At 74.7% G+C, this 23,158-nt stretch carries 16 protein-coding genes; 9 read left to right on the forward strand and 7 right to left on the reverse strand.

Annotated elements, in window-relative coordinates; all coding sequences use genetic code 11:
• The first annotated feature begins 35 nt into the window (after positions 1-35).
• The 3 genes from AC0GKK_RS01980 to AC0GKK_RS01990 all read left to right on the forward strand — a co-directional run bounded on the left by AC0GKK_RS01980 (position 36) and on the right by AC0GKK_RS01990 (position 2,987).
• On the forward strand, positions 36-953 hold the full coding sequence (locus tag AC0GKK_RS01980; RefSeq protein WP_178373818.1) for an MEDS domain-containing protein: 918 nt from the start codon (positions 36-38) through the stop codon (positions 951-953).
• A complete protein-coding gene (locus AC0GKK_RS01985; RefSeq protein WP_482637483.1) occupies positions 950-1,900 on the forward strand; it encodes an ATP-binding protein in 951 nt (316 codons plus the stop codon). Before AC0GKK_RS01980 ends, AC0GKK_RS01985 begins: the two co-directional genes overlap by 4 nt.
• Before the next feature lie 217 nt (positions 1,901-2,117).
• Entirely contained in the window at positions 2,118-2,987 is an 870-nt protein-coding gene (locus AC0GKK_RS01990) for an AfsR/SARP family transcriptional regulator (RefSeq protein ID WP_145982953.1), read from the forward strand.
• 63 nt (positions 2,988-3,050) lie between these two features.
• On the opposite strand, the gene AC0GKK_RS01995 is transcribed toward AC0GKK_RS01990, so the two are convergent.
• Both AC0GKK_RS01995 and fgd read right to left on the reverse strand, forming a co-directional pair.
• Positions 3,051-3,830, reverse strand: a complete 780-nt coding sequence (locus AC0GKK_RS01995; RefSeq protein WP_062394944.1) for an enoyl-CoA hydratase/isomerase family protein — start codon at positions 3,828-3,830, stop codon at positions 3,051-3,053.
• Positions 3,827-4,831, reverse strand: a complete 1,005-nt coding sequence (gene fgd, locus AC0GKK_RS02000) for a glucose-6-phosphate dehydrogenase (coenzyme-F420) (RefSeq protein WP_073574906.1) — start codon at positions 4,829-4,831, stop codon at positions 3,827-3,829. The genes AC0GKK_RS01995 and fgd overlap by 4 nt, the downstream gene beginning before the upstream one ends.
• 368 nt (positions 4,832-5,199) lie before the next feature.
• On the opposite strand from fgd, the gene recQ reads away from it, so the two are divergent.
• The 4 genes from recQ to AC0GKK_RS02020 all read left to right on the forward strand — a co-directional run bounded on the left by recQ (position 5,200) and on the right by AC0GKK_RS02020 (position 9,766).
• Positions 5,200-7,026 (forward strand): DNA helicase RecQ, encoded by a 1,827-nt coding sequence (recQ, locus tag AC0GKK_RS02005; RefSeq protein WP_174525563.1) that lies wholly within the window; start codon positions 5,200-5,202, stop codon positions 7,024-7,026.
• Positions 7,023-7,793: a gamma-glutamyl-gamma-aminobutyrate hydrolase family protein gene (locus AC0GKK_RS02010; RefSeq protein ID WP_482637482.1), complete on the forward strand. Its 771-nt coding sequence runs from the start codon at positions 7,023-7,025 to the stop codon at positions 7,791-7,793. Before recQ ends, AC0GKK_RS02010 begins: the two co-directional genes overlap by 4 nt.
• Before the next feature lie 55 nt (positions 7,794-7,848).
• Complete coding sequence (locus AC0GKK_RS02015; protein WP_226369293.1) at positions 7,849-8,427, forward strand: DinB family protein; 579 nt, start codon at positions 7,849-7,851, stop codon at positions 8,425-8,427.
• Between the two features lie 241 nt (positions 8,428-8,668).
• On the forward strand, positions 8,669-9,766 hold the full coding sequence (locus AC0GKK_RS02020) for an alpha/beta hydrolase fold domain-containing protein (protein ID WP_482637481.1): 1,098 nt from the start codon (positions 8,669-8,671) through the stop codon (positions 9,764-9,766).
• Here AC0GKK_RS02020 and AC0GKK_RS02025 read toward each other — a convergent pair.
• The 4 genes from AC0GKK_RS02025 to AC0GKK_RS02040 all read right to left on the reverse strand — a co-directional run bounded on the left by AC0GKK_RS02025 (position 9,763) and on the right by AC0GKK_RS02040 (position 17,523).
• Positions 9,763-12,033, reverse strand: a complete 2,271-nt coding sequence (locus tag AC0GKK_RS02025) for a HelD family protein (RefSeq protein ID WP_357545728.1) — start codon at positions 12,031-12,033, stop codon at positions 9,763-9,765. The genes AC0GKK_RS02020 and AC0GKK_RS02025 overlap by 4 nt on opposite strands.
• A gap of 300 nt (positions 12,034-12,333) precedes the next feature.
• On the reverse strand, positions 12,334-14,718 hold the full coding sequence (locus tag AC0GKK_RS02030; RefSeq protein ID WP_178373824.1) for a glycoside hydrolase family 65 protein: 2,385 nt from the start codon (positions 14,716-14,718) through the stop codon (positions 12,334-12,336).
• Positions 14,715-15,449, reverse strand: a complete 735-nt coding sequence (locus tag AC0GKK_RS02035; RefSeq protein ID WP_062394933.1) for a beta-phosphoglucomutase family hydrolase — start codon at positions 15,447-15,449, stop codon at positions 14,715-14,717. Before AC0GKK_RS02035 ends, AC0GKK_RS02030 begins: the two co-directional genes overlap by 4 nt.
• Positions 15,450-15,522: 73 nt before the next feature.
• Positions 15,523-17,523 (reverse strand): histidine kinase, encoded by a 2,001-nt coding sequence (locus AC0GKK_RS02040; protein WP_489883001.1) that lies wholly within the window; start codon positions 17,521-17,523, stop codon positions 15,523-15,525.
• On the opposite strand from AC0GKK_RS02040, the gene AC0GKK_RS02045 reads away from it, so the two are divergent.
• On the forward strand, positions 17,522-20,071 hold the full coding sequence (locus AC0GKK_RS02045) for a DEAD/DEAH box helicase (protein ID WP_489883002.1): 2,550 nt from the start codon (positions 17,522-17,524) through the stop codon (positions 20,069-20,071). The genes AC0GKK_RS02040 and AC0GKK_RS02045 overlap by 2 nt on opposite strands.
• Before the next feature lie 123 nt (positions 20,072-20,194).
• Positions 20,195-22,339 (forward strand): putative bifunctional diguanylate cyclase/phosphodiesterase, encoded by a 2,145-nt coding sequence (locus AC0GKK_RS02050; RefSeq protein ID WP_489883003.1) that lies wholly within the window; start codon positions 20,195-20,197, stop codon positions 22,337-22,339.
• A gap of 2 nt (positions 22,340-22,341) precedes the next feature.
• Here the strand turns inward: AC0GKK_RS02050 and AC0GKK_RS02055 are convergent, their stop codons facing one another.
• A complete protein-coding gene (locus AC0GKK_RS02055) occupies positions 22,342-23,127 on the reverse strand; it encodes an LLM class F420-dependent oxidoreductase (protein ID WP_482637477.1) in 786 nt (261 codons plus the stop codon).
• Positions 23,128-23,158: the final 31 nt, after the last annotated feature.

A 23,158-nucleotide genomic window follows, 5' to 3' on the forward strand; every position in this document is an offset into this window, starting at 1 on the left:
ACGTGCGGCCGCGGGGTGCGCGCGGCAGGTGAGACGTGATCAAACTGGCGGACGCGCTGACGTCCGGCGATCACGTGTGCGCGGTCCCGGACAGTACGGAGCACCTCGGCGAGCTCGCCGCGGCCTACGTCGCGCACGGTCTCGACCGGGGCGAGCGCATCCTCTACTTCGACGACGACGGCGCCGCCGACGTCCTGCTCCGCCGCCTCGTCGAGGACGGCGTCGAGGTGGACGACCCGCTGCGGCACGGCCAGCTCGAGATCCTGCCCGCCGAGCGGACCCGGCGCACCTTCCGCACCCCGCTGTCCGACGTGCACGCCGGGATGTCCGGCGAGGTCGCCCGCTCCCGCGAGCTCGGCTGGAACGGCACCCGGATGACCGGCCAGATGCACTCGGTGCTCGAGGCGGGCGCCGCGGGCACCCTCCCCGAGTACGACGGCCTGCTGGCCCGGCTCGTCCGCGAGAGCGCGGGCGGGCTGACCGCCCTGTGCACCTACGACACCGAGCACTTCCCGGCCGAGCAGATCGACATCATGCGGGCGCTGCACCGCGACCACGTCCCCTGCTCCACCGCCTACGACGACGGCCTGCTGCGGATCGTGCGCCTCGGTACCGGCCACGCCCGGCTGGCGGGCGAGGTCGACCACAGCAACCGCTCGAAGATCACCTCGCTGCTGCACTCGGCACTGGACGCCGCGCTGCGTTCCGCGGACGCCTCCACCGACATCGGCCTGGACCTGGCCTCGGTGCGGTTCGTCGACGTCGCCACCGCGGTCGCGCTGGTGCACGCCGCCGAGGGCTTCCCGGCCACCCACCGCCTGGTGCTGCACCGGGTCCGGCCGCGGGTGCTGCGTGTGCTCGAACGCTGCGGCGCGGCCTTCTCCCCCCAGCTCGTGTTCGACGACCGTCCGCCGGCCCCCGAGGTCGTGCACCCGGGAGGACAGCTCCGGTGAAGGTCAACGCCGCGCCCCGCCCGCCCGGCTTCCGGCACGCCCTCGTGCACGCCGACGACCCGGTCGAGCTGCTCGCCACCGTCGCCCCCGCCGCCCGGGCCGCGGCGCGGGACACCGGCGCCCGGGTCGCGGTGGACCTGCCCGCACCGCTGGAGCAGGCGCTGCACGACGAGCTCGGCGACGAGGTCGAGCTCGGCAGGCTCACCTCGCTGACCAGCTCGGCCCGGGAGTCCGGACAGACCGTCGCCGCCTGGCGGGCCCGGGAGCTGCGGGCGCTGACCTCCTCGGGCCGCCCGGTGTTCGTGGTGAGCGCGCACGACCCGGACCTCGACGGCGTCGACGGCGGTTTCTGGGTCGAGCTGGAGGCCGCGCTCAACATCTCCCTCGCCGGGCTACCGGTCCTGCAGGTGTGCGCCTACCCACGGCTGCCGCTGCACGGCGCGGTCGGCGAGTCGGCGGTGGTCAACCACCCGCTGCGGCTGCACGCGTCCGGGCTCACCGAGAACCCGCGGCACCGCCCGCCCGCCGAGGCGCTCGCGGCCCTGCCGATCGCGCCGCCACACCTGCTCGGACCGCCGGACGTCACGTTGTCCTACAACACCTTCGAGCTGTCCCGGGTGCGCGACGCCGTCGAGGAGGCCGCCCGGGTGTGCCGGTTCGACACCGCGCGCGGCGAGGACATGGTGCAGGCGGTCAACGAGGTCGCCACCAACGCGGTCGAGCACGGCTCCCCGGAGGCGGGGCTGTCGGTGTGGGCGCGCGACGGGGAGCTGGTCTGCGAGGTGCAGGACAGCGGCGCGATCGCGCTGCCGCTGATCGGGCTCGCGCCGCCGCACCCGTCGCAGGCACGGGGGCGCGGGACCTGGATCGCCCGGCAGCTCTGCGACAGCCTGCACGTGTGGCGTGCCCCGGACGGGACCCACGTCCGGCTGCTCTCCCGGGCCTGACGCAGATCTCACAATCCGGCCGTACCCGGATCTCACACCGTGGGCACTGCTGGGCTATCCTCGTCCCACGACACCACACGGAGACGCCGCCCGCCGTCCGTGTCGGTGCGGTTCCGTCGTGCTCGCTCCGCGATCCGAGGCCTCCCGCCCGGCGCGCCCCGGCTCGGTACGGAGCCGATCGCGGGCCGCACGTCACGACCGATCCGGGGAAACGGCCATGTCCGACGATCACTGTCGATCCAGTGAGCAGAGCACTCCCACCTCCACCCCGCACGTGCGGGTGCTGGGCTCGTTCGGGCTGCGCGCGGGTGATCGCGCCGTCCCGCTGCCGGTCGACTCCCGTCGCCTGGTCGCCTACCTCGCCGTCCACCGGCGGCCGCAGCCGACCGCGGCGCTCGCCGCGACGCTGTGGCCCGGGGTCGGTCCCGTCCCCGCGGCCCGGCTGCTCGACGAGGCCGTGGCCGGCGTCGACGTACCGGGCCTGCTCGACGCCGACCACCTCGGTCGGCTGCAGCTCGGTGACGACGTGGTCGTCGATCTCACCGAGGCCATGCTGTTGATCCGCGGGCTGTCCGCGCCCAGCATGCTGCGCACCGTCCGTGAGATCGGCGCGCCGGAGACCGCGCTGCTGGAGGCCGACATCCTCCCGTCGTGGACCGCGGCATGGATCGCCGTGGAGCGCGAACGGTTCCGCCAGCTGCGCCTGTCCGCCCTGGAAGGACTGGCCGGCACGCTCACCGCCGCCGACCGGCACGACGACGCCGTCGCCGTCGCGCGCCGGGCCGTCGCCACCGCGCCGAGTCGCGAGCGGTCGCGCCGTGCCCTGGTCGAGGCCCTGCTCGCCGGCGGGCACGTCGCCGACGCGCTCGCCGAGTACGAGGAGTTCCAGCGGCTGCTCCGCAACAGCGTCGGCGCCACCCCGGACTCCGAGCTGGACCGCCTGCTCGCCCCGCTCGACGCGGGCTGGCCGCTCGGCCCGGGCCTGCACCGCCCGGCCCGGCGCTTCGCCGTGGGCATGCCCGGCACCGCCCGCGGCCCGCAGCGCTCACGCCGGGTCGTCGCGGGGAGCCCGGCCAGCGGGCGCTGACCGCTCACACCGACGACGAGGGGGCGCGACCGTCCGGTCGCGCCCCCTCGTCGTGTGCGGTGGTCAGTGGAACTGCGGACGGCGCTTCTCGCCGAACGCGGCGAGACCCTCGGCCCCCTCCGGCCCCGCGGCGCAGGTCGCGATGGAGTCCGCCTCCGCCGCCAGCTGCTCGTCGAGCCCCCGGTCCCAGGTCGCGGTCAGGAGCCCGCGGATGCGGCCCAGCGCGGCCGTCGGTCCCTGGGCGAGCCGGTGCGCGACCGCGGCGGCCTCGTCGGCCACCCGGTCGTCGTCGACGACGGAGGCGAGCAGGCCCAGTTGGGCCAGCGTCTCGGCCTCGAGGACCTCGTCGGTGAGCAGGACCCGCCGCGCCCGCGCGGCGCCGATCAGCCGCGGCAGCGTCCAGGTCATTCCGCCGTCCGGGGAGAACCCGATGCCGGGGTAGGCCGGGCGCATCCGGGTCGAGGTCCCGCCGACGGCGAGGTCGCAGGCCAGCGCGATGCTCATTCCCGCACCGGCGGCCCAGCCCGGCACCGCCGCGATCGTGGGCACCGGGGAGGCGGCCAGCGGGCGCAGCATGGAGTGGAAGGTGTCGGCGAGGCCGTGCACGTAGGCGTAGCGGTCCTCGGCCCCGGCGAAGGCTCGCACGTCACCGCCGGTGCAGAAGTTCTCGCCGTCGCCGTGCACCAGCACCGCTCCGGTCTCGGCCGGGTCGAGCGCCAGCAGCGCCTCGGTGACCTCGGCCATGGCGGGCCCGTCGAGGGTGCCGTGCCGGCCGGTGGAGACCCGGCAGCGCAGCACCCGTCCGTCGCGGGTGACGGCGGGAGCGCTCGTCGCGGCGCTCACGCGAGCGCCCGCAGCTTCGGCGCGACGTCCTCGGTGAACTGCGTCAGGAACCGGCGCTGGTCGTGGCCCGGTCCGTGCACCACGAGGTGGTTCAGGCCCGCGTCGAGGTAGGGCTTGATCTGTTCGACGGCCTCGTCGGGGTCCGACGCGACGATCCAGCGCTTCACCACCTGCTCGATCGGCAGCTCGTCGGCCAGGCGCTCCATCTCCTGCGAGGAGTCGACGGAGTTCTTCTGGTCGGCGGTCAGCGACAGCGGCGCCCAGAACCGGGTGTTCTCCCGCGCGGCGTCGGGGTCCCGGTCGTAGCTGATCTTGATCTCGATCATCTTGTCGATGGCGCCTGCGTCGCGGTCGGCCTTGCCCGCGCCCTCCTCGACCCCCGGGAGGAGCTTGTCGGTGTAGAGGTCCATGCCCTTGCCGGAGGTGCAGATGAACCCGTCGCCGAACCGGCCGGCGAACCGGGCGACCATCGGGCCCCCCGCGGCGACGTAGATCGGCACCGGCTGCTCCGGCCGGTCGTAGATCATGGCGTCGACGAAGGTGTAGTACTCGCCCTCGATGCTGACCGACTCCTCGGTCCACAGCGCCCGCATCATCTTCACGGCCTCGCGCAGCCGGGCGAAGCGCTCCTTGAACTCGGGCCACTCCCGCCCGGACACCGCGATCTCGTTGAGCGCCTCGCCGGTGCCGACGCCGAGTGCGACCCGGTTGCCGGTGAGCAGCGCCATCGTGGCGAACTCCTGGGCCAGCACCGCCGGGTTGTAGCGGAACGTGGGGGTGAGCACGGAGGTGCCGATCTGCACCCGCTTCGTGCGCTCCCCCACCGCCGCCATCCAGGGCAGTGCGGCCGGGGCGTGCCCGCCCTCGTGCCGCCACGGCAGGAAGTGGTCCGACGCCCAGACGCTGTCGAGCCCGAGCTCCTCGGCCAGCACCGCGTACTCGACGAGGTCGCGGGGGCCGAACTGCTCGGCCGACGCCTTGTACCCGATCTTCAGATCCACGGATCCGTCCTTCTCGCGTGATCGCCCGGCGCCCGGTCTGCGAACGCCGCTGGTCCTGCAGGTCTTGCTACACCCCGGGGCCGTCCGGCGCAGCACCGCGGCGCCCGCGACACACGGGCGGTGACCGGGGCCACGCCGCGCCCGGGCCCGGGCGCGGTCGGCGGTGCCGCGAGGTGAGTGCCGGGCGGGGCGCACGCGGCGGGGCTCGTACGATCGACGACGTGTTCGACGCCTCCGACCCGGACGAGATCCCGCTCCCGCCCGAACCCGAGGACGACTACGGCGACGAACCCCCACCGGAGGACGCCTGGGCCGCCGCTCCCGCCGGGCCGGGCCGGCTGCCGGAGCCGGAGCCGGTCCCGGAGCGGGTGCACAGCAGCGACCCGCACGAGATCCTGCGCCGCGTCTTCGGCTACGACGCGTTCCGCGGCGAGCAGCAGGCGATCGTCGAGCAGGTCACCGGCGGCGGGGACGCGCTGGTGCTCATGCCGACCGGTGGCGGCAAGTCGCTCTGCTACCAGGTACCGGCGCTGGCCCGGCCGGGCACCGGGGTCGTGGTGTCGCCGCTGATCGCACTGATGCAGGACCAGGTCGACGCGCTGCGCGCGCTCGGGGTGCGGGCCGGGTTCCTCAACTCCACCCAGGACGCCGACGAGCGCCGCCTCACCGAGCAGGAGTTCCTCGCGGGCGAGCTGGACCTGCTCTACCTCGCCCCGGAGCGGCTGCGTGTCGAGGCCACCGTGCGGCTGCTCGAACGCGGCCGGATCGCCCTGTTCGCGATCGACGAGGCGCACTGCGTCGCGCAGTGGGGGCACGACTTCCGGCCCGACTACCTGCTGCTCTCCGAGCTGCCGAAGCGCTGGCCGGACGTCCCGCGGATCGCACTGACCGCGACCGCGACCGACGCGACCCGCACCGAGATCGCGCAGCGTCTGGAGCTGACCGGGGCTCAGGCCTTCGTCGCGAGCTTCGACCGGCCCAACATCCAGTACCGGATCGTCGCGAAGAACGAGCCGCGCCGTCAGCTGCTGGAGCTGCTGCGCTCCGAGCACGCCGGGGACGCGGGGATCGTCTACTGCCTGTCGCGCAGGTCGGTCGAGCAGACCGCGGAGTTCCTCACCGCGCAGGGGATCCGGGCACTGCCGTACCACGCGGGGCTCGACGCGTCGGTGCGCCGGGAGAACCAGTCCCGGTTCCTGCGCGAGGACGGCCTGGTCATGTGCGCGACGATCGCGTTCGGCATGGGCATCGACAAGCCCGACGTCCGCTTCGTCGCCCACCTCGACCTCCCGAAGTCCGTGGAGGGCTACTACCAGGAGACCGGGCGGGCCGGCCGCGACGGCGAGCCGTCGACGGCGTGGCTGGCCTACGGGCTCGCCGACGTCGTCCAGCAGCGCAAGATGATCGACGACGGCGAGGGCGACGCCGCGCACAAGCGGCGCCTGGCCCAGCACCTGGACGCGATGCTCGCGCTGTGCGAGACCACCGAGTGCCGCCGGGCGCAGCTGCTGCGCTACTTCGGGCAGAAGCCCGCTGCCCAGCGGTGCGGGAACTGCGACACGTGTCTGACGCCGGTGTCGTCGTGGGACGGCACGGTCGCGGCGCAGAAGGTGCTGTCGACGGTGTGGCGGCTGAAGAAGGAGCGCAACCAGGAGTTCGGCGCCGGGCAGGTCGTCGACATCCTGCTGGGCAAGCGCACCCCGAAGGTCGACCAGCACCGCCACCACGAGCTGTCGGTGTTCGGCGTCGGGACCGAGCTGACCGACGTCGCGTGGCGCAACGTCCTGCGCCAGCTCGTCGCGCGCGGGCTGCTGACCGTCGGCGGGAACTACTCGACGCTGCGGTTCACCGACGAGTCCCCGGCCGCGATGCGTGGCGAGCAGAAGGTCATGCTGCGCTCCGAGCCGGAACGCGCGGCGCGGTCGTCGCGGTCGCGGGGCGGGTCGAAGCAGGCCGTGGAGATGCCGGCCGAGCTCGCGCCGGTGTTCGAGCGGCTCCGGGCATGGCGGGCGGCGACGGCGAAGGAGCAGGGCGTCCCCGCCTACGTGATCTTCCACGACGCGACGCTGCGTGAGATCGCGACGCGGTCCCCCGCCGACCGGGCCGCGCTGGGCACGATCTCCGGGATCGGCGAGGGCAAGCTCGCGCGCTACGGCGACCAGGTGATCGACGTGCTGCACGGGGCCGACTCGTGACGCGCCCGCTCATCGGCATCAGCTGCTACAGCGAGCGGGCCGACTACTGGATCATGCGCGACGACGACGTCGTGCTGGTCCCCCGCACCTACGTCGAGATGGTGCTGGCCGCGGGCGGCGTCCCGGTGCTGCTCGCCCCGGTGGACGGCGCCGAGGAGGCCGTCGACGCCCTCGACGGGCTCCTCCTCATCGGCGGCCAGGACGTCGACCCGGCCCGCTACGGACAGGTGGCCGGCGCGCACACCGACACACCGCGCACCGGGCGTGACGCCGCCGACGTGGCGGCGCTGCACCGGGCGCTCGGCCGCGGGATCCCGGTGCTGGGCGTGTGCCGCGGGCTGCAGCTGCTCAACGTGGCGCTCGGCGGGACGCTGCACCAGCACCTGCCCGACGTGGTCGGTGCACAGGTCGCCGGAGCGCACTCGGCCGGACCGGGGGTGTACGCGCCGGTGCCGGTGCTGACCGAGCCGGGGACCCGGGCCGCGGAGATCCTGGGGCCGGGCCCGGTGACGGTGCGCTGTCACCACCACCAGGGGGTGGACCGCGTCGCCCCCGGGCTGCGGGTGTCCGCCCGCGCCGGGGACGTCGTCGAGGCGCTGGAGTGGAGCGACCCGTCGGGCCCCGGCGGTGCCGACGCGCCCTGGGTGGTCGGTGTCCAGTCCCATCCGGAGCGCGACGCCGAGGACCTGCGCCTGGCCGGTGCCCTGGTCGCCGCCGCCACGCGGGCCCGCAGCCGCGCCTTCCGCCCGGTCCGCCTCGCCGGCTGACCCGGATCCGCACGCGGGCAGTCGGTGTCCGCGATCGGGGCCAGACTGTGAGGTCATGACGGAGATGGGGACGAGGACGGGTGTCGACTGGAACGGCGAGCTGCTCGCGCAGCTGACGTTCCACTGGGAGACCGCACTGCGCCCGCGGCTGGCCGGGCTCACCGACGACGAGTACCACTGGGAGCCGGTGCCCGGCTGCTGGGGCGTGCGCCGCCGCGGGGAGTCGGTGACCCCGCCGGGTGCCGGGTCCGGCGACTGGGTGATCGACTTCGCGTTCCCGACGCCGGAGCCGCCGCCGGTCACGACGATCGCGTGGCGGTTCGGGCACCTCCTGGTCGGGGTGTTCGCGATGCGCTCGCACTCCCATTTCGGCGGGCCGGCCGTCGACTACGGCTCCTACGCCTACCCCGGTACCGCGGCGGCGGCGCTCGACGCACTCGACGCCGAGTACGCCCGCTGGACCGCCGGGGTCGCCGCGCTCGGCGCCGAGGGCCTCGCCCGGCCGTGCGGACCGGCCGAGGGCCCCTACGCCGACGCGCCGCTGGCCACCCTGGTGCTGCACATCCACCGGGAGGCCATCCACCACGGGGCGGAGATCGCGCTGCTGCGGGACCTCTACCGCGCCCGCGGCTGAACACCCCGTCGACCGGAGCGCCTACTCTGTCGCACAACGAGATCCGGTGCGACGGACGACGGGGGCCCGCAGTGGGACAGGACACGGCGACGGGGCGGACGACGGCGGGACCGGTCACACGGTCGGGTCCACTGCGCGGGGGCGGTGCTGCTCGCCGCCCTGCTCGGTCTGCTGGCCGTCGTCGTGCTGGTCTGGACCGTCCTCGCCCAGGCGCTCGCGCTGGCCCCCGGTCGGCTGGTGGGTGCCGCTGCTGCAGGACGTGACGTCGCAGGGGCTGCTGCTCGTGCTGGGCTCGCTGCGCGACGGCCTCGGCGTGTGGAACGTCGTCCTGGCCCTGGTCGGGGTGGCGGCCGCCGTCGGGGTGCGGGCGCTGTGGCGGCGCCGTCGGGCCGGCTCGGTGCTGATCGGCCTCACGGTGGCCGCCACGCTGATGGCCACGGGAACGTACACGGCGCTCGTGGTGACCGTCGCCCGCGACGGCGGCGGGCTGCACCCGTTCCTGCCGGTCTCGCCCGTCCCGGTCGCCGCGCCCGGGCCTGACCGCACCGTCGAGTTCGGTGCTCCGGGCGGGACCCCCCTGCTCGCGGACCTCTACCTGCCCCGGCCCGGCGGCGGCCCGGCGCCGGTGTTGGTGCGGGTGCACGGCGGCGGCTTCGTGCAGGGCTCGCGGGGCCCGTCGCCGTACAACCGGTTCCTCGCCGACAACGGGTACGCCGTCGTCGACGTCGACTACCGGCTCGCGACCGAAGAGCTGCACGACTGGGACACCCAGGTCGGCGACGTCGGCTGCGCGCTCACCTGGGTCGGCACCGCCGGCCCGGGGCTCGGGCTGGACACCTCGCGGGTCGGGATCTTCGGCGAGTCGGCAGGCGGCAACCTCGCGGTCGACGCCGCCTACCTCGACCGCGCGGGGGCCCTGGCCCCGACGTGCGGTGACCTCGCCGCGCTGCCCCGGGTGCGGGCGGTCGCCGGGATGTACCCGGCGGTCGACCTGACCGCCACCGAGCCGTTCTCCGCGATCGGGCGCCAGGTCGGGGCGGCCTACATCGGCGGGTCGCCGGAGCAGTTCCCGCAGCGCTACGCGTTCACCGACTCGATCACCCACGCCCGGCCCGACTCGCCGCCGACGCTGGTCGTGCAGGGCTCGGCGGACCACCTCGTCCCGGCGGCGCCGGTGGCCCGTTTCGCCGCCGCGACCGACGAGCTCGGCATCCCGACCCGCTACCTGCAGCTTCCCGGGCTCGAGCACGGCGCCGGGGACGGGCTCGGCACCGTCACCCCGGGCACCGAGCTGCAGCGCGCGGCCCTGCTGTCCTGGTTCGACCGCTGGGTGCGCTAGGCGCGCCCGATCCGCTTGAGCACCGGGGGCAGGTCCCCGGAGTGGAGCACCCCGAGCCGCTGGGTGGCCCGGGTGATCGCGACGTAGAGGTCGTTGAGCCCGCGCGGGGACTCGTCGAGCATCTCCTGCGGCTCCACCACGACGACGGCGTCGAACTCCAGGCCCTTCGACGCCGCGACCGGCAGCACGACGACCGGCGCGTCCAGCTCGGACTCGCCCTCGGCGGGCTCGGGGGTGGTGAGCCCGGCGGCGTCGAGGACGGCGCGGACCCGGTCCAGGCGGCCCTGCGGCGTGAGGACGACGGTGCGCCCGTCCCCGACGGCGTCGCGCTCGGCGCGCACGCGCTCGGCCAGGACCCGGTCGCCGTCGGCCCCGGCGGGCAGCACCGCCGCCCACGGCGGCACCCCGGTCGAGCGCACCGACGACGGCGGCCGCAGCGAGGCGTCGATCTCGGCCAGCACGTCATCGGCGACGTCGGCGATCTCCGAGGGCGTCCGGTAGTTCACCGTCAGCTGCTCCAGGCGCCAGCGGCGTGCCACGAACGGTGACAGGACCTCGTCCCACGAGCCCGCGCCGCCGCGGTCACCGGTCTGGGCGATGTCCCCGACGAGGGTCATCGACCGGGCGGGGGCGCGACGCATGACCATCCGCCAGGCCATCGCCGACAGCTCCTGCGCCTCGTCGACGATGATGTGGCCGTAGGTCCACTCACGGTCCGCGGCCGCCCGCTCGGCGGTGGAGTCGTAGCGGGAGACCTGCATGCGCTCGGCGAGCCTGTCGGCGTCGATGATGTCGGTGGCGCGCAGCAGCTCGGGGTCGAGGTCCTCCTCCAGGTCGAGCACGTCGAGCACGCCCTGGGCGTACTCGACCTCCTCGCGCAGCGCCGCGGCCTCTGCGGCGGCCTGGGCGGCGCCGTCGTCTCCGAGCAGTTCGGCGGCCTCGTCGAGCAGGGCGACGTCGGCCGGGGTCCAGCGCAGGTCCGGGGGCACGTCGGCGTCGGGCGCCGCGCGCTCCAGCAGGGCCCGCTCGGGCGCCGGGATCCGCCGGGCCACCGAGTTGAGCCGGCGACGATCGGCGAACAGGTCGGTGAGCAGCTGCTCGGGCGACAGCGTCGGCCAGAGCTCCTCGAGCTGCGTCGCGACCTCGGCGGACTCGGCGAGCTCGTCGCGGATGTCGTCGACGTCGCGCCGGTCCAGCAGGCCGGACTCGCCGCCGCCGACGCGACGGGCGACCTGCTGGGCGAGCAGCCGCAGCAGCTCCTTGCGGAAGATGCGACGGGCCTCGTTGTGCGGCTTGCGGGAGCGCCGGGCCCGGGTGCGGGCCTGGGCGACCGTGTCCCGGTCGAGGACGACCCGCTGCTGCTCCACGACGAGCTCGACCGGGGTCCGCGGCAGCTGCTGCCGGTCGCGCACCGCCGCGGCGATCACCGGCGCCATGTCGGCGCGGCCCTTCAGCTCGGCCGTCGCCGGGGTCTCGGTGCGTCGCGCGTCCAGGCCGGGGAACAGCTGGGCGACGGTGCCGAGCACGACGCTGGTCTCCCCCAGCGAGGGCAGGACCTGGCCGATGTAGCGCAGGAACGTCGGGTTCGGCCCGACGACGAGCACGCCGCGCCGGGCGAGCCGGTCACGGTGGGTGTAGAGCAGGTAGGCCGCGCGGTGCAGCGCCACCGCCGTCTTCCCGGTGCCGGGCCCGCCCTGCACGACCAGCACCCCGGACGGCTTCGACCGGATGATCCGGTCCTGCTCGCCCTGGATGGTGGCGACGATGTCGCCCATCCGCCCGGTACGGGCCGAGGACACCGCCGCCAGCAGCGCGGCCTCGCTGGTGAGCCCCGAACCCGAGCGGGCCCGCTCCGCCTCGGTCATCTCGGCCAGGTTGAGCGGCTCGTCGTCGACCGCGACGACCTGCCGCAGCCGGGTCCGCAGGTGCCTGCGCCGCCGCATCCCCTCGGGGTTCGCGGCGGTGGCGGTGTAGAACGGCCGGGCGGCGGGTGCCCGCCAGTCCATCAGCAGGGGCTCGTACTCGTTGTCCTCGTCGAGCAGGCCGATGCGGCCGACGTAGCGGATCTCGCCGTCGTCGGCGTCGAGCCGGCCGAAGGCCAGCCCGTGCTCGGCGGCACGCAGACCGGCGAGCCGGTCGGTGAGCATCTCCGCGGCGGCGTCGCGCTGGGTGATGGCCTGCGGGGTGCCGACGGTCTCCTCGCGCAGCGTGTCGGCCAGCCGGCGTGCGGTGTCGCGACGGCGGTCCTCGAGCTGTTCGTAGAGCATGGCCACGTAGGACTGTTCGTGGGCCAGCTCCGGGTCGACCGGCGCGGCGGGGTCGGCCGCGGCAGCCGGGGAGCCGGCAGCGGAAGTGGGTTCGGGCACGGCGCGGGGATCCTCCACCGGGGGGACGTACACGACACGTCCGCGCGGTGGCAGGACGAGCCTGTCGCCGACGGAGCGACTGACCAGGCTACCAGTGGTGCACGACCATCCGGTGAACGACGGACCGGGCATCGGACCGCTGCGGGGACGGCGGCGGGATGCGCCGTCCCCCGCCGTCCTGCACGGTCCGGCCCGGCGCGGTCAGCCGCGGACCCGCGGGGCCCGTCCGTGGGGCTGTTCCACCGGCTCCACCCACTCCGGGGTGGGGGTCGGAGCGGTGGCCGGGCCCTCGTCGTCGAGCGCGATGGGCTCGCCGTGGTGGCGCAGCCGCATCGGGGCGCCGTCGGTGAGCCGGTACTCGGTCTCCTCGGGGGTGATCGAGACCCGGATCCGGCGTCCCTGCCACTTCAGGCCGAACGAGATCCGCGACAGCGACGCCGGGAGCACCGGTGCGAACGACAGCCCGTCGGCCTCGCAGCGCATCCCGCCGAAGCCCAGCACGACCGCGGTCCAGGTCCCGGCCATCGACGCGATGTGCATGCCGTGGTCGGTGTTGCCCGCCAGGTCCTGCAGGTCCACCAGGGCGGCCTCGGCGAGGTACTGGTGGGCCAGCTCCAGGTGCCCGGTACGGGCGGCCATCACCGACTGGGTGCACGCCGACAGCGACGAGTCCCGCACCGTGATCGCCTCGTAGTAGGCGAAGTTGCGGCGCTTCTGCTCCTCGGTGAACGCCTCCGGGAAGATCTGCATCGCCAGCACGAGGTCGGCCTGCTTGATGACCTGCTTGCGGTACAGGTCGAAGTAGGGGTAGTTCAGCAGCAGCGGGTACCGCTCGGCCGGGGTCTCCTCGAAGTTCCACCGCTGGTGGTCGGTGAAGCCCTCGGACTGCGGGTGCACGCCGAGGCGCTCGTCGAACGGGATGAACATGGCGCCGGCGGCGTCGCGCCAGGACGCGATCTCCTCGGAGTCCACCCCGAGCCGTGACGCCGAGCGCGGGTGCTTCGCGGCGACCTCGGCGGCGTAGCGCAGGTTCTGCTGGGCCATCAGGTTGGTGTAGACGTTGTTGTCCGCGATCGAGGAGTACTCGTCGGGGCCGGTGACGCCGTCGATGCGGAAGTTGCCCGCCGAGTCGTGGCTGCCCAGCGAGCGCCACAGCCGCGCGGTCGCGACCAGCAGCTCCAGCCCGACCTCCAGCTCGAACTTGGTGTCGCCGGTGGCGTGCACGTGCCGCTTCACCGCGTCGGCGATGTCGGCGTTGATGTGGAACGCCGCGGTGCCCGCCGGCCAGTAGCCGGAGCACTCGTGGCCGCGGATGGTGCGCCACGGGAACGCGGCACCCTTCAGGCCGAGTGTCTCGGCGCGCTCGAAGGCCAGCGGCAGGATCGACTTGCGCCAGCGCAGCGCGTCCGCGGCGGCCTCCGGGGCGACGAAGGACAGCACCTGCAGGCAGAACGTCTCGGTGTCCCAGAAGGTGTGGCCGTCGTAGCCGTCGGCGGTCAGCCCCTTGGCCGGGATGCAGCGGCGCTCGGCGCGGGCGCCGGCCTGCAGGATGTGGAAGGTCGCCAGCCGCACGGCCTGCTGCAGCTCGGCGTCGCCGTCGATCTCGACGTCGGCGGTGGCCCAGAAGTCGTCGAGGTAGTCGCGCTGCTCGGCGACCAGGCCGTCCCAGCCGGTGTAGCGGGCGGCGGCGATGGCGGCGCGCACCTGGTCGTAGACGGCGGGCAGGCTGCGCCGCGAGGACCAGCCGTAGGCGAGGTACTTGACCACGCGCAGCGACTGGCCGGGCTTGACCCGGGCGATGACGGTGGTGCGGGCGAGGTCCTCGTTGGCGTCGGTGGACACCTGGACGCCGTCCGGGCCGAACACCTCGTGCTCCATCGCCGCGCCGCAGCGCAGCTCCGACTTGCGGGTGCGGTGCACCAGGGTGGCCCCGGCGTCGCCGGCGCGGGACTGCTCGGGCTCCAGCACGTTGTCCAGCGCGGTGTCCAGGCGCGGGTCGTCGGCGTCGCGGCCGGGCAGCTGCTCGTTGGCGACGAGCTCGGACTGCAGCACCAGCAGCGCGCCGTCCCCGGCCGCGCCGCTGCCCTCGTTGCCGTTGCTGACCAGCTCCACCTCGTAGGAGATCGCGGCGACCGCGCGCTGGGTCAGCGACACCATGCGGGTGGAGCGGACCCGGACCCGGCGCCCGGCCGGGGACTCCCACTCGACCTCGCGGTGCAGCGTGCCGGCCTGCATGTCCAGCACCCGCTCGTGCCGGTGCAGGGTGCCGTAGCGCAGGTCGAACGGCTCGTCGTCGACCAGCAGCCGGATCAGCTTGCCGTTGGTCGTGTTGATGATCGTCTGCCCGGACTCGGGGTAGCCGTAGCCGCCCTCGGCGTACGGCAGCGGACGCACCTCGTAGAAGGAGTTCAGGTAGGTGCCGGGCAGGACGTGCGGCTCACCCTCGTCGAGGTTGCCGCGCAGCCCGATGTGGCCGTTGGACAGCGCGAAGACCGACTCGGTCTGGCCCATCGCGTCCAGGTCGAGACGCGGTTCGCGGACCACCCACGGCTCGACGGTGAAGGTGGGCAGGTGGTCGGGCTTCACGAACGCTCCAGCAGGTCGGCGAGATCGGTGACGACGACGTCCGCGCCGTGCTCACGCAGCGCGTCCGCCTGGTCGAGACGGTCGACGCCGACGACGGCGCCGAAGTCCCCCGCGTGGCCGGCCTGCACGCCGGCCAGCGCGTCCTCGAACACGACCGCGGCGGACCGGTCCACCCCGAGGTCGGCCGCGGCGGCGAGGAAGGTGTCGGGAGCGGGCTTGCCGGGCAGGCCGCGCTCGCGGGCGGTGACGCCGTCGACGCGGTGGTCGATGAAGGTCTCCAGCCCGGTGACCCGGAGGATCTGCTCCGCGTTCGCGCTGGAGGACACGACGGCGGTGGTGAGCCCGGCGTCCTTCACCGCCTCCAGGTAACGGCGCGACCCCGGGTAGACCTCGACGCCGTCGGTGCGGATCCGCTCCTGCACGAGGTCGTTCTTGCGGGTCGACAGGCCCCACAGGGTCCCGGTGTCCGCGGAGTCGTCCGGGGACCCCTCGGGCAGCTCGATCCCGCGCGAGGCGAGGAAGCTGCGGGTCCCCTCGAGACGGGGCTTCCCGTCCACGTACGGACCGTAGTCGGCGTTGACGTCGAACGGGGTGTACCCGTCACCGTCGCGGGAACGGAGGTACTCGTCGAACATCTGCTTCCACGCCGCGGCGTGGACGCTCGCGGTGTCGGTGAGTACGCCGTCCAGGTCGAACAGGCACGCGCGTGTGCCCTCGGGCAGCCCCAGCATGGCGCGCACGCTATCCGGATCGATGAAGGTCCGTCGCCCCGGGCGGTGCACGCCACTCCCCCGCCGACGGGTGTCACACGACGGGCACGCCCAGCGGCAGGACCAACAGGACGAGCGGGACGCGGGCGGACCGCTCCGCCGGGTCCGCCGGATGGACCTCCACCCGGGCCGTGGGCCCGTCGGGGGCGTCCGGGTCCAGCCGCACGTGGACCGCGCCGCCCGCGCTGTGCGGCTCGATCTCCTCCTGCACCCCGCGGCGGACCGCGGCGAGCACCGACAGCGGCGGCACCGCCGACGACGGGTCGACACCGGCCCCGGACGGGTCGTCGAGCTCGGTGGTCAGCCGGGCGCCGAATCGGGTCCGTTCGATCTGCAGGTACGCCCGCACGGCGGCGAGCTCCTCGTCGAGCCGGATCGAGGGCTCCCCGGCCCGGTCCGCGGCCCGGGACAGGTCGGCGAAGCCGAGCAGCAGCTCCCGGGCCCGTGGCGGGTCGGTGCGCACCAGCGAGGCGATGGTGTTGAGGGTGTTGTAGACGAAGTGCTGCTCCAGCCGCCGCGACAGCGGCCCGTGCCAGGGGCCGTCCGGGGCGGCGGCCGGCGGCACGGGGTCCACGGGGACGGGCGGGACGGCGTCGCGGACCCGGATGCGGACGGTCTCGTCGGGGGCCGGGGCGCGATGCGCGCCGGGCCGGGCCGGGCGGCCCTCGTCCGGTGGCGTGTCACCGGCGGGCCGGTCGGGGTCCGCGGTGCCGGCGCGGCCGGCGGGGCCCGGGGCTCGGGTGCCCGGCGGGGCGTCCCCGTCCTCGGACGCGGGCCGGGTGCCCGGTGCGGCCGCGCCACCGGCGCGGGGCAGGACGACGGTCTCCGGGCCGTGCCCGGGTGCCAGCCCGGTCCCGCGGCCCGGGCGGCGCAGCGCGACGGTCGGGCGGGCCGCCGACGCCGCCCGGCGTGCCGCGTCGATCGCGCCGGCCAGGTCGTCGTCGTGCTCGGCGGGCGCCACCAGACCGCGCCAGGACGGCAGGGTGAGCCGTCCGGCGGCCGTCCGGCCCCGGTGCTCGACCGCCGCGACCAGGCCGGGGGCCAGCCAGCGGGCGTCGACACCGATCCCGTCGGGCACCCCGAGCGGCGGGCTCCCGGTGGCGGGGACGCGCAGCACGGTGCGGGCGTCGACGTCGGCGGCGCCGATCCCGACGCGGCCCACGTAGCGGAGCCCGTCGGGCTCGGGCAGCGCCAGCAGCACGGCACCGATCCGCTCCCGGCCCCCGCCGGGGCCCCCGGCGGGCACCCAGCCCGCGACGAGCACCTGCCGGTGGCGGCGCAGCGGCACCCGCAGCCAGTTCCGGGTGCGCCGCCCGGGCTGGTAGGGCAGGTCGAGCCGCTTGAGGTGCAGCCCGTCGAGGCCGTAGCGCTCCGCGGTCCGGACCACGAGGTCGGCCTCGTCGAGCCCGAACGAGGGCGGGACCAGGATCTTCGGCCCGGCCAGGTCGAGCGCCTCCAGCTCCGCGCGGCGCCGCCGGTAGGGCAGCTCGAGGGTGCGGCGGCCGTCGCAGAACAGCAGGTCGGTGACCACGTAGCCGACCGGCACCTCGGTCCGCAGGGCCGCGTCCGGGGACACCGTCGCGGTGCGGCGCAGCAGCGGGCCGCGCGACGGGCGGCCCGCCTCGTCGAGGGCGACCACGGTGCCGTCGAGCACCATGCCGCCCGGCGGGGCCTGGTCGCCGAGCACGGCGAGCTCGGGGAAGGACCCGGTCACGCTGCGTGCGGTGGAGGACAGCAGCCGGACGCGGCCGGGCCGGGCGTAGGCCACACAGCGGTGGCCCTCCCAGGCGAACTCGACCGCCCAGCGGTCCGGGTCGCCCGCGTCGGTCAGCTCCCCCGCGGCGGGCAGCATCGGCGGGACGAGGTCGGGCATGGGCGCAGCAGGACCCGCGCCGGCGCGCGCCTGCCCGGCGCCGTGCGTCGCACCGACCCCCACCACGGCATCCACGCTATCCCCCGCACGGGCGAGTGCGGGCGCCACCTCGGCGCTGCGGCGCCCGGTGTCGGGGGTGTCTGCGACGATCGGTCCCATCATGACGCTCACCGACCGGCTGCCGCGCTCCTCCGACCCCGCGAACCCCCCGGATCCCGCCGCGCTGGTGGACACCTTCGCCGAGTGGGCGTTCGACGAGCGCGGTCTGTCGCTGTACCCGGCGCAGGAGGAGGCGCTGCTGGAGCTGGTCACCGGCGCCAACGTGATCCTCTCGACGCCGACGGGCTCGGGGAAGTCGCTGGTCGCGATCGGCGCGCACGCCGCGGCGCTGGCCCGCGGTGAGCGCAGCTTCTACACCGCGCCGATCAAGGCGCTGGTCAGCGAGAAGTTCTTCGCGCTGTGCGAGGTGTTCGGCGCGGACAAGGTCGGCATGCTCACCGGCGACGCCGCGGTGAACGAGAAGGCGCCGATCATCTGCTGCACCGCGGAGATCCTGGCGAACCTCGCCCTGCGCGAGGGCCCCGGGACCGACGTCGGCTCGGTGATCATGGACGAGTTCCACTTCTACGCCGACCCGTCGCGCGGCTGGGCCTGGCAGGTGCCGATCGTCGAACTGCCGCAGGCACAGTTCCTGCTGATGAGCGCCACGCTGGGCGACACGTCGTTCTTCGCGGAGGACCTGACCCGGCGCACCGGGCGGGAGACCGCGGAGATCACCTCCGTGGAGCGGCCGGTGCCGCTGCACTTCCGCTACGTCGTCGAGCCGCTGCACGAGACGATCACCGAGCTGCTGTCGACGCGTGAGGCGCCGGTCTACGTCGTGCACTTCACCCAGCAGGCCGCCGTCGAACGGGCGCAGGCGCTGATGAGCGTCAACGTCACCTCCAAGGAGGACAAGGCCGCGATCGCCGAGACGATCGGGGCGTTCCGGTTCACCTCCGGCTTCGGCCGCACCCTGTCCCGCCTCGTGCGCCACGGGATCGGCGTGCACCACGCCGGCATGCTCCCCCGCTACCGCCGGCTGGTGGAGACCCTCGCCCAGGCCGGCCTGCTCAAGGTCATCTGCGGTACCGACACCCTCGGCGTCGGCATCAACGTGCCGATCCGCACGGTGCTGTTCACCGCCCTGTCCAAGTACGACGGGCGCCGCGTGCGCCCGCTCAAGGCCCGCGAGTTCCACCAGATCGCCGGCCGCGCCGGGCGGGCCGGGTACGACACCGTCGGCACCGTCGTCGCGCAGGCCCCCGAGCACGACATCGAGAACGCCAAGGCACTGGCCAAGGCGGGCGACGACCCGAAGAAGCGTCGCAAGGTGGCGCGCAAGCAGCCGCCCGAGGGGTTCGTCGGCTGGTCGGAGACCTCGTTCGAGAAGCTGCAGCAGGCGCGTCCGGAGCCGCTGACCAGCCACTTCGAGGTCACCCACGCGATGCTGCTCAACGTGGTCTCGCGCGGCGGGGACACCTACGCCGCGATGGAGCACCTGCTCACCGACAACCACGAGCCCCGCAAGCGGCAGCTGAAGCACATGCTGCGGGCGATCGCGATCTACCGGGCGCTGCGCACCTCCGGCGTCGTCGAGCAGTACACCGTGGACGGTGCGACCCGTCCACGGGCGCGGGTGGTCGACGAGCTGCAGCTGGACTTCGCGCTCAACCAGCCGCTGTCGCCGTTCGCGCTCGCGGTGTTCGAGCTCCTCGACCGGGAGTCGCCGACCTACGCACTCGACGTGCTCTCGGTCATCGAGTCGACCCTCGACGACCCCCGCCAGATCCTCGCCGCCCAGCAGAACAAGGCCCGCGGCGAGGCGATCGCGGCGATGAAGGCCGACGGCATCGAGTACGAGGAGCGGATGGCCCGCCTGGAGGAGGTCACCCACCCCAAGCCCCTCGACGAGATGCTGCACGCCGCGCTGGAGACCTACCGCCGCGGCGCACCGTGGGTCGCCGACGCCGTCCTGTCGCCGAAGTCGGTGGTCCGGGACATGAGCGAGCGGGCGATGACGTTCACCGAGTACGTCTCGCACTACCAGCTCGCCCGCTCCGAGGGCCTGGTGCTGCGCTACCTGGCCGACGCCTACCGGGCGCTGCGCCAGACCGTGCCCGAGCACGCCCGCACCGAGGAGCTCACCGACCTCGTGGAGTGGCTGGGCGAGCTGGTCCGCCAGACCGACTCCTCGCTGCTCGACGAGTGGGAGAAGCTCGCCGCCGGGGCGGGTGCCGACGGGGAGGTGCTGCCGCCGGGGGCCGAGGTCGCCGTCGCCACGCCGACCGGGGTCACCGGCAACGCCCGCGCGTTCCGGGTCATGGTGCGCAACGCGCTGTTCCGCCGGGTGGAGCTCGCGGCGATGGGCCGCTACGCCGAGCTGGGCGATCTCGACGCCGACGCCGGCTGGACCGCCGACCGCTGGCGGGACGCCCTGGCCCCCTACTTCGCGATCCACGACCGGATCGGCTTCGGGCCGGACGCGCGCGGGCCCGAGCTGTTCGACCTCACCGAGGAGACCGACCGCTGGCTGGTGCGCCAGGTCCTCGACGACCCGGCGGGTGACCGGGACTGGGCGATCACCGCCGAGGTGGACCTCGCGGCCTCCGACGAGGCCGGTGAGGCCGTCGTGTGGGTGACGGAGGTGACCGACGGGTCGCCGGCCTGACCCGATCGGCCCGTCGCGGGACGTGGACGTAACCCGGTCGGCCCCACCGGGCGGGTCGGATCGGTTACGGTGTCCACCGATCATGAGGGAAGTCCCTCCCACCGGAGCGAACGGGGGCGGTGGATGCAGCAGGCCGACGTCGCCGCTGCTCGCGCCGACCACGGACGGGCGCTCGTCCCCGCAGCGCTGCCCGACCCCGCCGACCTCGCCGGTCCCTGGGCCTCGGAGCTGGCCCGGCACTCGGTGCTGCCGGCCACCGAGCTCCGCCCGGTCCTCGACCGGGTGACCACGCAGCTGCGGGAGGCCGCGCTGGCGGAGCGGTACGACCCGGCCCTCCCGGCGGCAGCCGGCGGGGACCTGGTGCGGGCGCGGATCCACCAGCCGGGCTGCCTGGAGATCGGGATGGAGCTGCTCGGGGCGCACCTGGAGCCGGCCGCGGACACCGCCGCCCGGGTCCGGCGGATCGCGGCCGTGCTGGCGGCGTTCGCCCGCGGGTTCACCGAGGCGACCCGCAGCCTGGTCCTCGCCGAGCACGAGCAGGTCACCCGGGCCGCGCTGGAGGCCCGCCGCGTCGCCGAGGAGGCCCGCCGCCGCTCGGACCTGCGGCTGCGGACCGTCGTCGACTCCGCGGCCGTCGGGATCGTGATCTTCGAGCCGGACGGGCGGCTCGTCGAGGTGAACGAGGCGGCCGCCGTCATGACCGGGTACACGCCCGCCCAGCTGCTGAGGATGCGGGTCACCGACTTCGTGCACCCGGAGTCGGCGCCGGAGGTGTGGGCCGAGCGGCCACGGCTGCTCGACGGCTCCCTGGACCGGCTCCGGGTGGTCCGCCCGGTCCGGCGCGCCGACGACAGCGACGTGTGGATCGACGCCGTGGTCACCCTGCTCGGCGGGGTCGGCGGTGAGGAGCAGCTGCTCGTCGCGGTGGTGTCCGACGTGACCGACCAGTTGCTGATGCAGGAGAGCCTGGCCCACCAGGCGTCGCACGACCCGCTGACCGGGCTGCCGAACCGGTCGCTGTTCTTCGAACGCCTGGGCGCCGCGATCGACGCGGGCTCCTCCGGTGCCCGCCCGGGGATCTGCTACCTGGACCTGGACGGGTTCAAGGTCGTCAACGACACCCTGGGCCACCAGTCCGGGGACCGGCTCCTGCAGGTGCTGGCCGACCGGCTCCGGGGCGCGCTGGAGCCCGGCGGGCATCTCGTCGCGCGGATGGGCGGCGACGAGTTCGTCGTGCTGGTGCCGCGCACCGCCGACCGGGCCGAGCTGGAGGAGGTCGCGACCCGCGCGCTGGGGACCGTGCGCCGCCCGGTGCGCGTCGACGGCCGCGACATCGTGATCTCGGCGAGCGTCGGGGTGGTGCGCCACGACGGCGAGCTGGGCATCGACGAGCTGATCGCCGCCGCCGACACCACCCTGTACTCGGCCAAGCGGGCCGGCCGCGGACGCTACGTGCTCTACGACCGCGACCGGCACCGCGACGACGTCGCCCGCTTCGAGCTGTCCTCGCAGATGCCCGAGGCGCTGCGCCGCGACGACTTCGTGGTCGTCTACCAGCCCCTGGTGCGCCTGACCGACGAGCAGACCATCGGGGTCGAGGCGCTGGTGCGCTGGCAGCGGCCCGACGGGCAGCTGCTGGGCCCGGACCGGTTCATCCCGCTCGCCGAGGAGACCGGGCTGGTCGTGCCGCTGGGCCGCCGGGTCCTCGACGAGGCGTGCCGGCAGGGCCGGGTCTGGGCCGACGCGTACCCGGACAGGCCGCTGACGATCAGTGTGAACGTCGCCGCCCGGCAGGTGACCGAGTCGGACCTGGTCGCCGACGTCGCGGCGACGCTGGAGCGCCACGACTGGCCGCCGGAGCTGCTGCAGGTCGAGCTGACCGAGTCCGACCTGATGGGCTCCCCCGGCCGGCCGCTGGCCACGCTGCGCGAGCTCGACCGGCTCGGCGTGAAGATCGCCATCGACGACTTCGGGACCGGCTACTCCAACCTCGCCTACCTGCGGCACCTACCGGTGCACCGGCTCAAGCTGGCCGGGCACTTCCTGGCCGGGACCGCCGAGCGCGACGACGTCATCCTGCGCACGCTGATCTCGCTGGCCTCCGCGCTGGACCTGGAGGTCACCGCCGAGGCGGTGGAGACCCGGGAGCAGGCGGCGCGGCTGCGCGAGTACGGCTGCGCCAACGCCCAGGGCTGGTACTACGCACCCGCGGTCGTCGCGGAACGGGTCCCGGACCTGATCCGGGACCCGTTCCTGCGTGCCCTCTGAGCTCAGCCGTTGCGCTCGTCGCGCCAGGCGATCCAGTCCTTCAGCCGGGACAGGTCGTAGCCGCCCTGGCCGTCCTGGCCGACGGTGAACAGGCGCACCCCGGCGTCGTGGAGGGCGGCGCCGTCGTCCTCCGGGGCGCCCTCGACGCCGACCGAGCGTTCGATCTCGGCCGGGTCGCGGCCGATGTCGCGGCAGTGCCCGTCGAGGATGCCGCTCTTGCGGGTGACGGTGTCGACGTCGCCGAAGCCGTGCCAGATGCCGGCGTGCTCGGCGGTGTAGCGCAGGGTCTTCTTCTCGCCCCCGCCGCCGATGAGGATCGGGATGTCGCGGGTCGGCGCCGGGTTGAGTACCGACCAGCGGCTCCGGATGCGGGGCAGGGCCGCGGCCAGGTCGTTCAGCCGGCCGCCCGCGGTGCCGAACTCGTAGCCGTACTCGTCGTAGTCGCGCTGGAACCAGCCGGAGCCGATACCCAGGATCAGCCGGCCGTCGGAGATGTGGTCGACGGTGCGGGCCATGTCGGCGAGCAGCTCGGGGTTGCGGTAGCTGTTGCAGGTCACCAGGGCGCCGATCTCCACCCGGGAGGTCGCCTCGGCCCAGGCGCCGAGCATGGTCCAGCACTCGAAGTGCTTGCCGTCGGGCTCGCCGTAGAGCGGGAAGAAGTGGTCCCAGTTGAAGACGACGTCGACGCCGGCCTCCTCGGCGGCGGCCACGGTGCGGCGGATGTCGGCGTAGTCGGCGTGCTGGGGCTGCAGCTGCAGTCCGATGCGGACGGGACGGGGATCGGTCATGTCCCCATCCTGGCCCCGGCGGCCGGGCCCC

This window comes from Pseudonocardia sp. P-1 (assembly GCF_058111925.1).

Coding starts and splice junctions, on each gene's coding strand:
- AC0GKK_RS02025 (WP_357545728.1), bottom strand. CDS start 12,033: ATGCTCTACGAACAGCTCGAGGACCGCCGTCGCGACACCGCACGCCGG.
- AC0GKK_RS02040 (WP_489883001.1), bottom strand. CDS start 17,523: ATGATGGGACCGATCGTCGCAGACACCCCCGACACCGGGCGCCGCAGC.
- AC0GKK_RS01990 (WP_145982953.1), top strand. CDS start 2,118: ATGTCCGACGATCACTGTCGATCCAGTGAGCAGAGCACTCCCACCTCC.
- AC0GKK_RS02045 (WP_489883002.1), top strand. CDS start 17,522: ATGACGCTCACCGACCGGCTGCCGCGCTCCTCCGACCCCGCGAACCCC.
- AC0GKK_RS02035 (WP_062394933.1), bottom strand. CDS start 15,449: ATGCTGGGGCTGCCCGAGGGCACACGCGCGTGCCTGTTCGACCTGGAC.
- AC0GKK_RS02050 (WP_489883003.1), top strand. CDS start 20,195: ATGCAGCAGGCCGACGTCGCCGCTGCTCGCGCCGACCACGGACGGGCG.
- AC0GKK_RS02055 (WP_482637477.1), bottom strand. CDS start 23,127: ATGACCGATCCCCGTCCCGTCCGCATCGGACTGCAGCTGCAGCCCCAG.
- AC0GKK_RS02015 (WP_226369293.1), top strand. CDS start 7,849: ATGACGGAGATGGGGACGAGGACGGGTGTCGACTGGAACGGCGAGCTG.